At 41.2% G+C, this 14843-nt stretch carries 16 protein-coding genes and 2 pseudogenes; 12 read left to right on the plus strand and 6 right to left on the minus strand.

Annotated elements, in window-relative coordinates; all coding sequences use genetic code 11:
* Positions 1-32: 32 nt before the first annotated feature.
* From MKP07_RS31300 to map, 3 genes are all read left to right on the plus strand, one after another.
* Positions 33-2837, plus strand: a complete 2805-nt coding sequence (locus MKP07_RS31300) for an efflux RND transporter permease subunit (protein WP_262920075.1) — start codon at positions 33-35, stop codon at positions 2835-2837.
* Positions 2800-3132, plus strand: a complete 333-nt coding sequence (locus MKP07_RS40160; RefSeq protein WP_317236219.1) for an efflux RND transporter permease subunit — start codon at positions 2800-2802, stop codon at positions 3130-3132. The genes MKP07_RS31300 and MKP07_RS40160 overlap by 38 nt, the downstream gene beginning before the upstream one ends.
* A gap of 232 nt (positions 3133-3364) precedes the next feature.
* A complete protein-coding gene (gene map, locus MKP07_RS31305) occupies positions 3365-4129 on the plus strand; it encodes a type I methionyl aminopeptidase (RefSeq protein WP_240852034.1) in 765 nt (254 codons plus the stop codon).
* A gap of 48 nt (positions 4130-4177) precedes the next feature.
* Here map and MKP07_RS43240 read toward each other — a convergent pair.
* Positions 4178-4539, minus strand: a pseudogene (locus MKP07_RS43240) (winged helix-turn-helix transcriptional regulator).
* Between the two features lie 28 nt (positions 4540-4567).
* Between MKP07_RS43240 and MKP07_RS41600 the strand changes: the two are divergent.
* From MKP07_RS41600 to MKP07_RS31335, 5 genes are all read left to right on the plus strand, one after another.
* Positions 4568-4969: an NAD(P)H-dependent oxidoreductase gene (locus MKP07_RS41600; protein WP_317236175.1), complete on the plus strand. Its 402-nt coding sequence runs from the start codon at positions 4568-4570 to the stop codon at positions 4967-4969.
* A 68-nt stretch (positions 4970-5037) separates the two neighbouring features.
* Entirely contained in the window at positions 5038-5166 is a 129-nt protein-coding gene (locus MKP07_RS41605; RefSeq protein ID WP_317236176.1) for a hypothetical protein, read from the plus strand.
* Positions 5167-5377: 211 nt separating this feature from the next.
* The gene (locus tag MKP07_RS31325) at positions 5378-5680 is read left to right on the plus strand and encodes a hypothetical protein (RefSeq protein ID WP_240852037.1); all 303 of its coding nucleotides are present in this window, start codon (positions 5378-5380) and stop codon (positions 5678-5680) included.
* A gap of 159 nt (positions 5681-5839) precedes the next feature.
* Positions 5840-6598, plus strand: coding sequence for an SIR2 family NAD-dependent protein deacylase (locus MKP07_RS31330; RefSeq protein WP_240852038.1), 759 nt, complete (start codon positions 5840-5842; stop codon positions 6596-6598).
* A complete protein-coding gene (locus MKP07_RS31335; RefSeq protein ID WP_240852039.1) occupies positions 6517-7647 on the plus strand; it encodes a hypothetical protein in 1131 nt (376 codons plus the stop codon). Before MKP07_RS31330 ends, MKP07_RS31335 begins: the two co-directional genes overlap by 82 nt.
* Before the next feature lie 171 nt (positions 7648-7818).
* Here the strand turns inward: MKP07_RS31335 and MKP07_RS31340 are convergent.
* Together MKP07_RS31340 and MKP07_RS31345 are read right to left on the minus strand one after the other, a co-directional pair.
* Positions 7819-8914 (minus strand): IS3 family transposase gene (locus MKP07_RS31340; protein WP_240851303.1). Its coding sequence is split into 2 segments (ribosomal slippage): positions 7819-8659 and positions 8658-8914, totalling 1098 coding nucleotides; the frame shifts between segments, so codons are not numbered across the junction.
* A 49-nt stretch (positions 8915-8963) separates the two neighbouring features.
* Positions 8964-10065 (minus strand): IS3 family transposase gene (locus tag MKP07_RS31345; protein ID WP_240852040.1). Its coding sequence is split into 2 segments (ribosomal slippage): positions 8964-9816 and positions 9815-10065, totalling 1104 coding nucleotides; the frame shifts between segments, so codons are not numbered across the junction.
* 866 nt (positions 10066-10931) lie between these two features.
* Here MKP07_RS31345 and MKP07_RS31350 point away from each other — a divergent pair.
* Positions 10932-11381 carry a phage holin family protein gene (locus MKP07_RS31350; protein WP_240852041.1) on the plus strand — a complete coding sequence of 150 codons (450 nt, stop codon included), beginning with the start codon at positions 10932-10934 and terminating at the stop codon, positions 11379-11381.
* A gap of 118 nt (positions 11382-11499) precedes the next feature.
* Here the strand turns inward: MKP07_RS31350 and MKP07_RS31355 are convergent.
* Positions 11500-12110 (minus strand): annotated as a pseudogene (locus tag MKP07_RS31355) (DNA-3-methyladenine glycosylase).
* A 998-nt stretch (positions 12111-13108) separates the two neighbouring features.
* Here MKP07_RS31355 and MKP07_RS31360 point away from each other — a divergent pair.
* From MKP07_RS31360 to MKP07_RS40170, 3 genes are all read left to right on the plus strand, one after another.
* On the plus strand, positions 13109-13354 hold the full coding sequence (locus MKP07_RS31360) for a hypothetical protein (protein ID WP_240852042.1): 246 nt from the start codon (positions 13109-13111) through the stop codon (positions 13352-13354).
* On the plus strand, positions 13320-13796 hold the full coding sequence (gene gloA2 / locus MKP07_RS31365) for an SMU1112c/YaeR family gloxylase I-like metalloprotein (protein ID WP_240852043.1): 477 nt from the start codon (positions 13320-13322) through the stop codon (positions 13794-13796). Before MKP07_RS31360 ends, gloA2 begins: the two co-directional genes overlap by 35 nt.
* A 73-nt stretch (positions 13797-13869) precedes the next feature.
* Positions 13870-14001, plus strand: a complete 132-nt coding sequence (locus MKP07_RS40170; RefSeq protein ID WP_262920076.1) for a DMT family transporter — start codon at positions 13870-13872, stop codon at positions 13999-14001.
* Between the two features lie 36 nt (positions 14002-14037).
* On the opposite strand, the gene MKP07_RS31370 is transcribed toward MKP07_RS40170, so the two are convergent.
* Both MKP07_RS31370 and MKP07_RS31375 read right to left on the minus strand, forming a co-directional pair.
* A complete protein-coding gene (locus tag MKP07_RS31370; protein ID WP_240852044.1) occupies positions 14038-14367 on the minus strand; it encodes a GNAT family N-acetyltransferase in 330 nt (109 codons plus the stop codon).
* Positions 14355-14612 (minus strand): hypothetical protein, encoded by a 258-nt coding sequence (locus tag MKP07_RS31375; protein ID WP_240852045.1) that lies wholly within the window; start codon positions 14610-14612, stop codon positions 14355-14357. The genes MKP07_RS31370 and MKP07_RS31375 overlap by 13 nt, the downstream gene beginning before the upstream one ends.
* Between the last annotated feature and the right edge of the window lie 231 nt (positions 14613-14843).

The following is a 14843-nucleotide window of genomic DNA, read 5'->3' on the forward strand; positions in this document are numbered from 1 at the left end:
CGGGATGGGTGTGTGATTAAATCACTATCAACATGACAAAGATCGTTCAGCAAATAGTTTCGTTCTCATTAAAAAATTATATAATCGTACTCTTTCTTACTGCCTTACTGGTGGTATCGGGAATAGTAGCCTACCTGCATACGCCCATTGAGGCATACCCTGATGTAACCAATACCAGGGCGCGTATCATTACACAATGGCCGGGCCGTAGTGCGGAGGAAATAGAAAAATTTGTTACCCTGCCGCTGATGAAAGAACTGAACACGATCCCGAAAAAATCGGATGTACGTTCCATTTCCTTATTTGGCCTGTCGGTAGTTACCGTTCTTTTTGATGATGATGTAGACGACTTTTATGCGCAACAATACGCCGCTAACAGGTTACAGTCCGTTGATCTGCCCTATGGGGCCGACGCCAGTATAGAGCCGCCCGCAGGCGCTACCGGAGAAATATTTCGTTATGTGTTGAAAAGCAAACGGGATATTAAAGAACTTACGGCCATTCACGACTGGGTGGTAGAAAGAGAGCTGGTAGCGGTGCCTGGTGTATCCAATATCATCAGCTTTGGAGGGGAAGAAAAAATTTACGAGATCAAGATCAACCCAACAGAGTTAGCTAATTATGACCTCTCTCCTTTGGATGTTTACGACGCTGTAGCCAAAAGTAATATCAATGTGGGCGGCGATGTAATTGAAAGGGGCAACCAGGCCTATGTAGTAAGAGGTGTTGGCTTGCTGGAGCAGATAGAAGATATTGAAAATATCCTGATCAAAGTAAAAGCAAATACGCCGATCCTGGTAAAGCATGTTGCTCGTGTAGCCGTAGCGGCCAAACCTCGGCTGGGCAAGGTTGGACTCCAGGATGACACCGACCTCGTACAGGGCATTGTAATGATGCTGCGCGGTGAAAACCCGGGAGATGTAATACCCAGGCTAAAAGAAAAGATCGCTGAACTCAACAACAGCACTTTACCACCCGATGTAAAAATAGAGCCCTTTATTGACCGTACCGAACTGGTAAATGCTACGGTAGATACAGTAAGTAAAAATATTGTGGAAGGTATTCTGTTTGTATCCATCATTGTTTTCATCTTCCTGTTTAACTGGCGCACTACCTTAATCGTAGCTTCTGTGATCCCCCTATCCTTTCTTTTTGCGCTGCTCATGCTACGTATACAGGGGCTTCCTGCCAACCTTATTTCACTGGGCGCCATAGATTTTGGTTTATTGCTGGAGGGGACTTTGGTTATTGTGGAGTCTGTATTTGTAACTATGGAAGTAAGGGCTCACCAACTAGGGATGGAGCGGTTTAATAAAAGCAGCAAGCTGGGACTGATACGTAAAGGAGCCGGTAGTGTGGGAGGTTATATTGTATTTGCACAGCTGATATTAATCGTAGCCCTAATACCTATATTCTCCTTTCAGAAAGTAGAAGGCAAAATGTTCCGTCCCCTCGCATTCACCCTGGGTTATGCCTTGCTGGGTTCGTTGCTTTTAAGCATTACTTATGTGCCGGCATTGTGCAGGCTCATGCTTACGAAAAATATCAGGGAGAAAGAAAATGTCATTTCGCGTTTCTTCAAAAACAACCTGTTTAAGTTGTTCCTTTGGAGCAATCGCCGGCGCAAATGGGTGGTACTCGGTTTTATCCTTATACTCGCCGGCTGCGCTGTGAGGTTTATGTTCTATGGAACCGAGTTTATCCCTAAACTCAACGAGGGAGCGCTATACGTTCGGGCAACATTACCCAATAGTGTTAACCTGCAGGAGTCGACCAGGCTGGCCGAAGAAATGAAAAGGAAGATCCGCGGCTTCGAAGAAGTAAAGTTTGTGCTTAACCAGGTAGGCCGGCCTAACGATGGCACCGACCCTACCGGTTTCTTCAATATAGAATTCCATATACAATTGCATCCGGAAAAGCAATGGAAACGTTCTTTGAAAAAAGATGAGATGGTGGAAGAAATGCGAAAATCGCTGGATGTGTACCCCGGTATTGTATTAGGCTTTAGCCAACCCATACAAGACAATGTGGAAGAGTATGTAGCAGGTGTAAAAAGTTCACTGGTGGTAAAGATCTATGGCAACAACCTGTTTGAGCTGGAGAAATATGCCGACCAGGTGGCCAATAGCATTCGTTCAGTTAAAGGTATTGAAGACCTCAACGTGTATCGCAATATCGGGTTACCCGAGTTGAGAATACAGCTGCACGATCATAAAATGTCGCGCTATGGCATTGATATTGCCGATGCGCAGGCAGTAATAGAAATGGCCATTGGCGGCAGGGCGGCCACCAAATTCTACGAGGAAGAAAGAATGTTTGATGTACGGTTAAGGTTTGATAAGCCTTACCGGGATAACGAAGAGAAGATCGGTGAAATGATGATCCCTGCTGAAGATGGCAAGAAGGTACCTTTAAAAGAAATAGCTACTATCAGCTACATCACCGGTCCGGCATTTATTTACCGCGAAGGCAGCAGCCGCTATATTGCTGTAGGTTTTAGCATACAGGGCAGAGACCTGGGTAGTACGATTGCTGAAGCCAAAGCTAAAGTAGCTAAAGAAGTAAAAATACCCGTAAAGAACAAAATGACTTGGGCAGGCGAGTTTGAGAGTAAAGAAAGAGCCTCTCAGCAGCTTTCCGTTATTGTGCCGGCGGTATTATTACTGGTGCTTTTTTATTGTACTTCAATTTTGGTACTATTAAGGACACCCTCATTGCAGCCAGCACCATTCCTTTTGCATTTATCGGGGCTTTCTCTCCCTATGGATCACCCAAACGGTTTTTGGTATTTCAGCCGGTATTGGCTTTATTATTTTATTTGGTGTAAATACCATTAACAGCATCATATTAATTGCAGTAATGAAGGAGAATATGCGGAGGATGGATTTAAAAGAAGCTATTTCCAACGGTGTTCATAGCCGTATCCGTCCCATAGTCATGATCGCACTGATGGGGTCTATCGGTTTACTGCCCGCAGCCCTGTCAACCGGTATGGGATCTGAAGTGCAAAAGCCATTGGCTATTATGATCGTAGGCGGACTATTAATTTGTATGATACTATCACTTACCGTACTGCCGCAGATCTTTTATTTCAGCTACCGACGCAAGGCAACCAGGCATCAAAATCCATAACATTTATCGTCCCCGCAGGTACGATAGCACCATAAAGCAACTAAGGATCGCCTGCAACCCGTTATAGCATGCTATAGCAGGTTGCTTATTTTCGTAGCGCATTAAACAGATCGGGGCGCCGGTTAAAGCGTTAAAAGCTCTGTTCCTCCGGTACAATATACAGGCCCGCATGTAATTTGTATATTTGCAATAGCACTAGCGGAGTGCTTATTATACCAATTAATCAGTCTATATGTCTATAACAAAAGAAGCAGAACTTGCAGGCATGCAAAAAGCGAGCGAAGCGGTAGCCTACGCGCTAAAAGAAATGGTCGCCTATGCGCAGCCGGGTATTACAACAAAGCAACTGGATGATTACGGTGCTGCTATTCTTGCCGATTTCGGGGCAAATTCAGCGCCCTATTTAACCTATGGTTTTCCTGGCTATACCTGCATCAGCGTTAATAATGAGTTTTGTCATGGTATTCCCTCCGATAAAAAAATATTGAAAGAGGGAGATCTTATAAACATTGATGTATCAGCTGAGCTGAACGGTTTCTGGTCGGACAACGGTAGCTCCTTTGTGCTGGGAGCAGACCTGCATCAGCATCAACAACTGGTAGATGCTTCTAAACAGATCTTATATAAAGCCATTTCCAATATTAAAGGCGGGGTTCGCATTTCAGATATCGGCCACCTTATTGAAACCGAAGCCAAAAAACGCGGCTATCAAGTGCTTAAAAATCTTACCGGCCATGGCGTTGGCAGAAGCCTTCACGAAGAGCCGCTGGAAATAGCCAATTACAGGAACCCACATTATACCCGGAAATTTAAGAAAAACCAGGTAATAGCTATCGAGACCTTTATTACTACGGCTTCGCGCTATGCAGATACTTTAGCTGATGGCTGGACGATGGTGGGTAATAAGGGCGGCTTTATGGCCCAACATGAGCATACCATAGTAGTTACCGATGGGCAACCGATGATACTCACGGAAATGAATGGTATATGGAATTAGCCGGGTGTAAGAAAAAACTCCCGGCTGAGACCCCGTCACAGATTGTCGTCAACCATCTGTTAGTTGCTTATGACGATTACCCCAAAATTCCAATTCTTGGATCACCGGCTTTAACGCATACCCTATAGGGGTTAATTCGTATTCAACTCGTGGCGGTACTTCCGCATACACTGTCCTGCTTACTATTTTGTTTTCTTCCAGCTTACGCAACTGCAAGGTCAGCATCCGTTCGGTAATGTTGGGTAATTTCTTTTTAATTCTCCAAACCTGAGCTTACCGCCCAGTAACCATGAACATATCACTAAGGTCCATTGTCCCCCAATAATATTTGATGCATAAGCTTCCGGGCATTCATCACTCAAAGCGATTTTATTGGAGAAATTGGTTGACGATTGCTTAATCTTACTCATTACTTACATTTTTTATAGTACCTAACAATTGGGAGGCAATATACAAAACCTCTCAATGCGTACTAGTTTTGTATCAAATATGATCATGATGTCAAAGACGAAAACTTTAATAATTGTTACGCACCCACATATCAGCGAATCGGCGATGAACAAAAAATGGGTTGAGGAATTGCTTAAATTTCCTGAAAAATATACCGTACACCAGTTATATGAGGCTTACCCAAATGAAAAGATAGATGTTTTGGCCGAACAGCGCTTAGTTGAACAGCATGATAAAATTATTTTCCAATTTCCGTACTATTGGTTTAATTGTCCTTCTTTATTAAAAAAATGGTTTGATGAAGTTTTGACGCACGGATGGGCTTATGGTAGTAAAAGCGGGTATAGAATGAAAGGAAAAAAACAGCACTGGCTATATCCCTGGGGGTAGAAGAAAACGAATTAAGCAACTCCGGCATATACAAGTATACGCTACATGAACTCACAAGACCCTTTGAATTGAGTTTTGAATATGTTAAAGCCGATTACCAACCACCTTTTGCATTTTATGGGTTGGAGCATAATGCTTCTGCCAGCCATATTGCATGGGGTGTACAACAGTATATGACCTTTCTGGAGGGATTCTAACCGTCCAGGGATTTAATCAGACAGTTCTTACCAGCTATAATAAAATGCACCAGGTTAATATTGGTAACAAATACCGATAATGTCAAAGGCAACCTGGAGTTGAGTTTGGCGCCATTACCAGCTCATCCGCCATGGCACCCTCTATGTCAATTCCAGTACGTTGAAGGAAACTAATAACGATCATTTTATCATTGAAGGATCGGCAGATGGAGTGAGCTTTCAAGAACTTAGCAAAATAATCTTAAAGTCTGGCAATTCTGATACTTCATTAGATTACCTATTCACACTGGATCTTAGTACTACTTTTATTGCAGAGTTGATGGCAATAGGGCTGCTGGTACTTTTACCCTTCAGCAAAAAAAGGAAACATCTTGCTCTCATCACTATTACTGGCTTAATGATGAGCACCCTATCGTGTAAGAAAGTGAATGATATTGATCCTAATGAGCAAAGTTTGTATGTTAGGATCTTACAGGTTGATAAGGATGGGGGAAGAATTACTCAAAAGTGGTAAAGGCGCTGGTGAAACAGTAACTGTATTATTTTAATCAATTAAATCAAAGCCATGGCAAATATCATGGCTTTGATATTTTGCCGTATGCAGAACAAAATATCGGAATACTGTAAATTTGAACTATTCTTGAAAAGGGTCAAAGAAAAACATTAAGAAAAGATGCAAGGAGAAGATTTAGATAAGTTAGTCGCCAAAATTATCTCAGGAGAAGTTGTTTTATTCGCAGGTTCAGGATTATCTCTATACGCGGGTTATCCAAGTGCCTGGAAACTCGCAGCAGATCTTTTAAGTCTTTTAGATAGTGAAGAGTTTGCAGAATCCAGATTTACTGAACAAAGTGATTTACTAGATATCGCTCAAGTAATTGAAGACCTAAAAGGCAGAGATGTACTTGTCAATAAAATTAGTGAAATATTTGGTCGATCCACCGTAAAGAATTTCAAAGTCCATGAAATGATCGTCAAAATCCCGTTCATTAGAGACATAATTACAACGAACTACGACTATCTATTCGAAGCAGCTTATGGACCTTCGCTCCAGGCAATTGTTGATACATCTGATTTAGGGAATATCAACCAGCAGAAAGTAAACTTGTTCAAAATCCATGGCGATCCCGGCAATCCGGAAGCGATCGTTCTAACCAGGGATGACTATGCTCGCTTTTACAGGCGAAATATAAACACACCCTTATTGAGTGTTATCCAGGAAAGGCTCACAACCAAAACCGTTTTATTTGTTGGCTATAGCTTACAGGACATTAATATCAGAGGTGAGTTCATGTACGCATTGGAAAGCCTCGGCACTAATGCTAAGGAGGCCTACCTTGTGTCTCCAAGTTGTACAAAATCCAACCAGGTTTCCCTGAAAAAAAGGGGGTTAAATATCTCAGTTATTCCGGCGAACAATTCTTTAAGCTAATATTTGAGAAAATTTCTGATCGGATAATTGATGACGCATTGAATAACAGGACAAGTCTTAACCATAGCGAAAGCTTCCTTCAAAGCCAAGATATCTATGTAGATTATGATACCAGCAAAGGACAGAGGGAAATTGCAAAAGCGGGATCTATCAGCGGTAAAGGAAAACAAATTATACAAATGACCTTTACAGATGAAGGCATTCACCAACAAATTCAAAGCCTGATTAAAGGAATCGGAACCAGTAAAGTGTCCATTCCAGCTGAACACCTCATTTCAATAATCACAACAATAAACGGCATTAATATACCCTTATTCAAGGATGGAGTTTCTATTGAGTTATTTAAAGAACCTAACAGAAAGGGCAACTTTGATATAAGATTTGAAGATGGCCTGGAAATAAATGACCTCCCATATGAAATCAATAAGTCTTCTGATCTAATTGAAATTAAAATAAATATAAAAACAGGCATATTGACGGTATCATTCAATCCCCAAAATGATCGCCCTGATGAAATGCCCATTACGTTAAACTTCAAACACAATCAAATCTGTTCTAATACTCTAGATGAAATTAATGCCTTCCATCTATTAAACAACTTTGCAGGAGCAAAACCCTTTACCATTTTCGCTGAGGGAAAAAAATCAAGATTTCATCTGAGGTCTGCAAAGGATATTATCGACAATGCCGCGAACCTACTACAGCACTTTAAAAATCTAAACTTTATAGAACAACGCTTCAATATCAAATTCAAGAATTTAAAATTCAGCGATCAAACAACTCACAATATTGAAGTAGTGAAAAACCTTCTTGAACAAATAGATGGAAAGGAAAAGCTATTTGCTAAAAGAGGCGAACTCTATGCATTAGAGTCAGATAACTCCGCAGCTTACGATAAAGAAAACCTAGAAATCTTATTTGGTAAGAAGAGTTTTGAAATCCCTACCTACACAGAAACCTTTTATAACTTATTTGATCAAAAAATATCAGTAGGTTATTTATACATTAGAGTAATCAATGCTGTTTTCAAAAACAAGGAAGATGTTTGAGGTCCTCCCATATTTAGTAGCAGCCTAAACTAGAAAATTGGCGCTATTTTCCTGAGATATTGTGCCTGCGTGCGGAATGATGTGTGGTTGCTTTTTTACTTTTTTTTCTTAACTCAATCCACACATCATTCCGAACGTAGGAGCCGCCGGCAGGCATAAGAAAAGTCTTTTTTATTGCTGTTGTTGAACCCATTTAATAAATTCTGCCGGGGTCATATCATTTAAAGAACTATGCGGCCTAAATTCGTTATACTCAATTCGCCAAGCTTCAATCTTTTCACTTGCGTCTTGTAAAGATAAGAACCAGTGGGCATTTAAGCACTCATCCCTTAAACTGCCATTGAAAGATTCTATGAACGGGTTGTCTGTTGGTTTACCTGGCCTGGAATAGTCCAGAGTTACTTTATTTTCATAAGCCCAACGATCAACTTCTTTTGAGATAAACTCACTTCCATTATCTGTTTGTATCCGTTTCGGAACCAAGCCTCTCTTAGATTTAATCTGTTGCAACGCTGTGACCACATCGCTGCCTTTTAATGACTGCCCCGCTATAATGGCCAAACATTCCCGACTAAAATTATCCACTATAGTTAATGCCCTGAATTTTCTGCCGTCAAAGAGCGCATCGCTCACAAAATCCATCGACCAAAACTGGTGCAATTCAGTATTCACCAGTCTTTCAAGCCTTTGTGCCGCAGCCCTGCATCGCCGCGGCTTTTTGCTTCTTAAGTTTAATCCTTCTTCTTTATACACCCGGTACACTCGTTTATGATTATCCCTCCAGCCTTCCCGCCTCAGCAGTATATATATCCGCCAAAGGCCATATCGCACACGTGTAACAGCAATCTCACGGATCCTGCTTCGTAGGGGTGCATCTTGCCTTCGATGGTGTTTGTAATAGTATACCGAATGATAAACCATCATTAACCTGCACGATCTTCGTGTTGATACCTGGTATTGCTGCCTCAGATATATCGCTAATTCCTTTTTCTGTGCAGGCTTCAGAGCTTTTTTTTATTACATCCTGTAGCATTTGCCTGTCAAGACTCAAATCGGCTACAATCTGTTTTAAACGGGCGTTTTCCTCTTTTAGCATTCTTAATTCCCGAAGTTCGGATACGCCCAATCCTCCATATTTTTTCTTCCAGTTGTAAAAAGTAGCTTCCGAAATCCCCAGCTTCCGGCAGATCTCTTCCACCTTTACTCCCTGTTCTGATTGACGAATCGAAAACACAATCTGTGCCTCCGTAAACTTTGACTTCTTCATACGCAATATTTAATTTTTAAGTTATCGATATTGCGCCAATTTTCTACTTTTAATCGCTACGTTTTTTAGGGAGGAGGTCATCCTGATACTTGATGGGAGAAAGATAACCCAACGATTTGTGGGGTCGTTCGGTATTGTAATCCAACCTCCATTCTTCGCACTTTTCGCGCACTTCATTCAAACTGTAAAACAGGTATGCGTTCAACAATTCGCGCCTTATACTCCCGTTTTTTCGTTCTATAAAAGCGTTTTGCATCGGCCTGCCAGGCTGAATAAACTGCAAGGTTATTGGTTTGTCCTTTTCGCTACACCATTGTTCCAGTTTATGCGATATAAATTCAGGCCTGTTATCACAACGAATAGTTGTCGGTATACCCCTGTGATTGATAAGCTTTTCCAATACTCTTATCACACGCAATGAGGGCAATGATGTATCTACTTCAATAGCTAAAGATTCCCTGTTAAAATCGTCTATGACATTGAACAAGCGATATCTGCGCCCATCCACAAGACTATCGCTCATGAAGTCGATACTCCATACCTGATTGGGCCCTGTAGGCACTTCCAGGGGCTGCTTCACCCGTTCTGGCAATCGGCGTTTAGCTCTGCGGCGTATGTTGAGCTTCATATCTGTATACACCCGATAAATTCGCTTATGATTCCACCAATAACCTTTATTCCAAAGCCGGTAACAACATTGCCAAAAGCCGATCGCAACATGTTTGGTAGTAAGATCTGTTAATGCATTTTGTAGCTCTGTATCATCCTTAAGTTTCGCTTTATACTGATAGCTGGTTCGGGATAAACTCATCAGTTTACACGCCTTGCGGTTACTTAGCTGTCCATCTTTGGTAAGACATTCAACAGCTTCCCTTTTCTCCTGAGACGTTAGAACTTTTTTCTATCAAAATCTTCATTGCTCGATTCTCCAAACTCATCTCTGCAAACATCTTCTTTAACTCGGCATTTTCCTTCTCCAGTTCCCGCATCCTGGTCACATCTTTAACTTCCATACCTCCGTATTTCGCTTTCCAGTTGTAAAAAGTGGCATCACTGATACCTATCTCACGACAGATATCCTTAACTGCTATGCCGCCTTCCTGCTTCTTGATTGCTGCCACGATCTGGCTCTCTGTAAATTTCCTTTTCATCGCTATTTAAAATTTAAAGTTAACAAACGCATTCCGTGTTAACTCTAACTGCACCGGCCGGATTTAAGGGGAGCTTACAGAATCACTAAAACAAAGATCCACATTCTACTATAAGCCTTAGTTTTTCTATCTATAAAATCTATATCCTGAAGATACTCCTTATCATTGTTTAAAATCCGCTGGATGTCCGCTGGCTCCAATAAATCTGTATATCGTTCTTTTAAATTGTTATAGCTATTTTGAAATCGCTTTCGTTGCTCATTTATTTCCCACTTTGAAACAAAAAAATAAATAAGACTACCCGCAATAAATGTGAATGACAACACGGTCGCATCAAGGGAAAATATGTTCGTAAAATCACCTTTACCCAATAGAAGCAATACAAAAATTTACTACGGTTGCCGAGTGCGATGCTGCCATTCAGGCTTTTATTAAAAGGCAAAAAGAACTGGCAAGAAAACAGGTAAATCTCGTAGGTCAAAAAGAATCTTACGGCGAAACCTCGGAAACGATCGCCATCCAGATTGAAGACCTGAAAAAGATATCGCAAGCTTTAAGCAACGACTGGAATCGGGGCCGGGTGCTAAAGAAGCCGATGATCTGGAAGACAAGCTGATTACGGCCGAGTACCAACTGCACCGGGCGCTGCGCCGGGAGCGTAATTATGGCCGCCCCGGTTATGCAGGCAAAGAGTTCGACCTGGATCTTTTAGATTACAGCGTTGAAAAAGCAGCCGAGTTCATTCAAGCGGTAGAAGCCCGCAGAGCCCAGCTCTAAGCCTCTCAAAGCAACAAGCCGTCTATAGGCGGTTTGTTTGCCTTATTGTCCGGTTCTGCCGTTTTTTTAATTCTTTAAAATATCTTCTTATGAATTCATTTATTCAATACTGGCCGACAACACATTTATTGATCTGGCTACTGATCGTATACACTTGGGATTTTTTATTTGGGGTTTGCAAATCCATTATAAAAGGTACGCCCCGCACCTCGCAGGGGTTCCGGCAATCCATTATTAAATTGCTTCAGTATGGCGGTTGCATTTTAATCGCTATTGTTATTCTCAATATCGTATATGTTTCCAATGAACCATTCGGGCAAAAATTTGCCTGGATATTTGGCGACATTATGCTATACTTCATGATATATATCGAAGTAGTATCAGTACTGGAAAATATGGAAGCCATGGCCCCATCAAGTTTCTTTGTGAGATTATTTGTAAGGCCTGTCAGGCGCATTATCACTTTCCAATTGAAAAATCTTTTTCAGGAAGATGCTGCAACCAAAAATTTTCGTAATAAAAACAAAAGTCATATATAAAAAACGATGATTAATGGCGACGGGGAAACTATTCATTCGGGGCGCCTGATCACAGGGTCTTTGGTTAGCGTTTCAAAAAGCAGCCAGCTACAATACATTGAACAGAGCCTTACCACTATTAAACCTTATTCGGCTTGCTCACGTATTTATTGCTCTTTACAAAAAACCGCCAGGGCAATAGCGCATGCTCCGCAGCATAGGCTACGCCAACACGAGGCGTAGCAGCAATATCAGTATCTTTGTAAAGAAGCCCCTGGTCTTCAATCCATATCTGGTTACCTGTAAGATTTTTGCATTAAAACCAAGATCAATACCCAGAGCTTTGCTCACAGAACCGGGCCCGGAGGAAACAGACGCAACACCTGCGCTCCTTTTACGCCGCTGCTCTATAATATGCTTACCTGCCAGCGGCTCCACGGCTCTTATCAATACAGCATGGGGTTCGTCCTTAACAGAAGTTACCACATTGAACAAATAATGTATACCGTAGCAGAGATACACATAAGAAAGGCCTCCTGGCTCATACATAACCGAAGTACGTTGGGTTCGCCTGCCGCCATAAGCATGAGAGGCTTTATCTTCCACACCTGCATAGGCTTCTGTTTCTGTAATAACACCAGAGGTAATTTCCCCATTGATCTGTGTTACCAATACCTTACCCAGAAGGTCTCTGGCCAGGAAAAGCACATCGCGGTTGCTGTAGTAAATACTATCTAATTTCAAGTGCACAAATCTATTATTTTTTAGCCGGTAGTTGTATAATGTATCAGGAATACAAAAATTAGTTAAATACGGGAAAATTCCCCTTTTTTCGGTTCTGCTGTCTTTATATGTTTGCTATGCAAATGGGGAATTAATAGCAATAACCAACTAATGTATAAAAACTGGGCATTTGCTAAAAACAAGCGCCTGCTGAACATACGATATTTTTAGTATACACGCCCATGCAAAACACCCGGGTACAGCCCCTGAAAAATGCTGCATTAAAGATCTCCGTGAGCGAAATACCCACGGAGGTCTTTGTTTCAACTTTGTAGTTCTGCACAGCATATTACCGCTCCCATGTCTAATACTTATTAATACCCGATTTCAGAAATTTCCGCGAAGACGGGTGCAATTCAAATTTTCGCTAAAGTCCTGCCATTCGAAGTGGAAGCATCTCCTAAATAGTGGAGATTTCCCCAGAACAGACGTATAATCATTAACATATCGCTGCGACGCAGCTCTACTGTCCTTATGACTATTATTTTACTAATATATTGCAGCTACGCTGCTTTTATTATTGTGATCATTGCCGCATAGCGGCATAGTATTAATAGGTCATAATAATTCGTTAGTTACCGGAGCTGCGCAGCGATATATTTTATTTCAAACCAATAGGAATTGATGTGATCACCCTGAAAATTTCCCGACGGGCCCGAAAGGACCTACAAAAAGAAGTATAGCATAAAGCGAAAATTTGAATTGCACCCGCGAAGACTGATATAAGTCATAAGATATTATTTTTGTTTACGGGATAAAATCCGACGGGAAATAATGATTATCAGAATCCTATTATCTATTACTTTTTTCTTGCTGCTACCTGTTCTGTATCGGCGCAGGCAAAAACATTTACAGTCAATGCCCAAACATTTGTTATTAAGACTAAAAAAATCAATAATGAATGGAACACCAAAGACGAAATAGGGGAATTATACATTCTTAAAAAAGGAAAACAGCAATATCTATTGGCTTACCATCTTTATAGAGACGAGGGTGGTGATTGCAATAATCTGTTCTGGACCAAAGAATGGCTAACAGTGAAAACCAATACCATTGTTGTCACAACGCGGCATTTTCAAAAGACAGGACGGGATCCTATTACCGAATGGGAGAAGAAAACCTTTACAGTAAGTAGAAATGGGGAAGTGAAACTCACAGAACAGCTTTATAAGAAATATGGCGGTAAAGAATGGACCACTGAAGAGAGATGAAAACACGCAAAAAAATTATGTACTGCAATTCGGTGCAGACTTCCTACATTACAGCATGAAAATTGAAAAACTACATCATATTGCTCTTATCTGTTCGGACTATGAAAAGTCTAAACAATTTTATACAGATGTACTGGGTTTTACAATAGAACAGGAAGTATTCAGAGCCGAACGAAAATCTTACAAGCTGGACCTTTCGCTTAATGGCCAATACTTAATTGAGCTCTTCAGTTTTCCCGACCCGCCAGCCAGAATAACCAAACCTGAAGCTACCGGCCTAAGACATATTGCTTTTAGCGTGAGAGATATAGCGGAAACAATCAACTATTTGCAATCCAAAAACATTGTACCAGAGCCTGTTCGAGTAGATGAATTTACAGGAAAAAAGTTCACGTTCTTTGCCGACCCCGATTCGTTACCCATTGAAGTTTATGAATTATAACAAAGCCTGCACATCGCTCCACTATGATATAGAAAAAGCCTGAGATAGTCATACCAGCTAATACTGCTGGCGTTTGGGAATTACTTATTTGGCATCGGTGATCATATTTAAGCAAAGTCTTGGTTTACCCGCCATATTGGGGATCGTGCTCATCATAGCGGGTGTGCTGGTTTTAAACCTGCTTTCTACATCTTATAGTTATTAACCCTTATTTTATTGAAACAGTTTTCCGGACCGTACATCAGGTGGTCATCATTTTCATACAATACAGATCAAATCCAAAATTCAATTGGCTATAAATGGTAAAGCCATGTTTCTGGTACCAGGCGATATTGCTTTTTGTAGAAGTTTCCAGTACCGGCAACCGGTTCATGTTGCCGGCTCTTGCGATTATTTTCTTCAGCAATTGTGATCCAATACCCTGCCCCTGTTGCTCTGGCTCCACACCAATATACCATATATGATAGAGCAGGCCTGGCGGATGCGTTTTACCAATAGCACTTTCGCGCTTCAATACTTTCGACAAGTTAGTTAATCCCATGGCTTTAATAGCCAAGCTCAGATCCAGCATAAGAGTCCCTGCTGTTGTACGTTTTTTTCGGGAAAAAGTGTGAGCGCACAAGCAACGCCATCTTCAGAAATAAATATTTCGCCGAACCGGAGACATATCTCAAATGAGTAATGACAAAGCTCCCTGATGCGTTCTGCTCTACGCTGGTCTTGTTTAATGATATAGTTGACACTTTTATTATCGCTAAAAGCTTTTGTCAATATATCAACAATTAAGGCCTTGTCATTGCGCGTAGCTTTCTGCATAGATGAATATTTATTGCTGAAGACGCAACCTCACTATTTTTTATTTCCTGCATGAGTTAGGACGCCCTCGACTCCTATAAAAATACTGTAACACAATATTATAAAAAACCACCCACCCATCTTAGCACCGCCAAGGCAAACGCATTTAAAGACATTTCAAGCGGGAAAACCCTCCTACCTCCAGGGGCAGGCCGGAATTATTACAGAAAGCATATTCGCTGATATTGACAT

This window comes from Paraniabella hibiscisoli, from assembly GCF_022512515.1.
Classification (GTDB): domain Bacteria; phylum Bacteroidota; class Bacteroidia; order Chitinophagales; family Chitinophagaceae; genus Niabella; species Niabella hibiscisoli.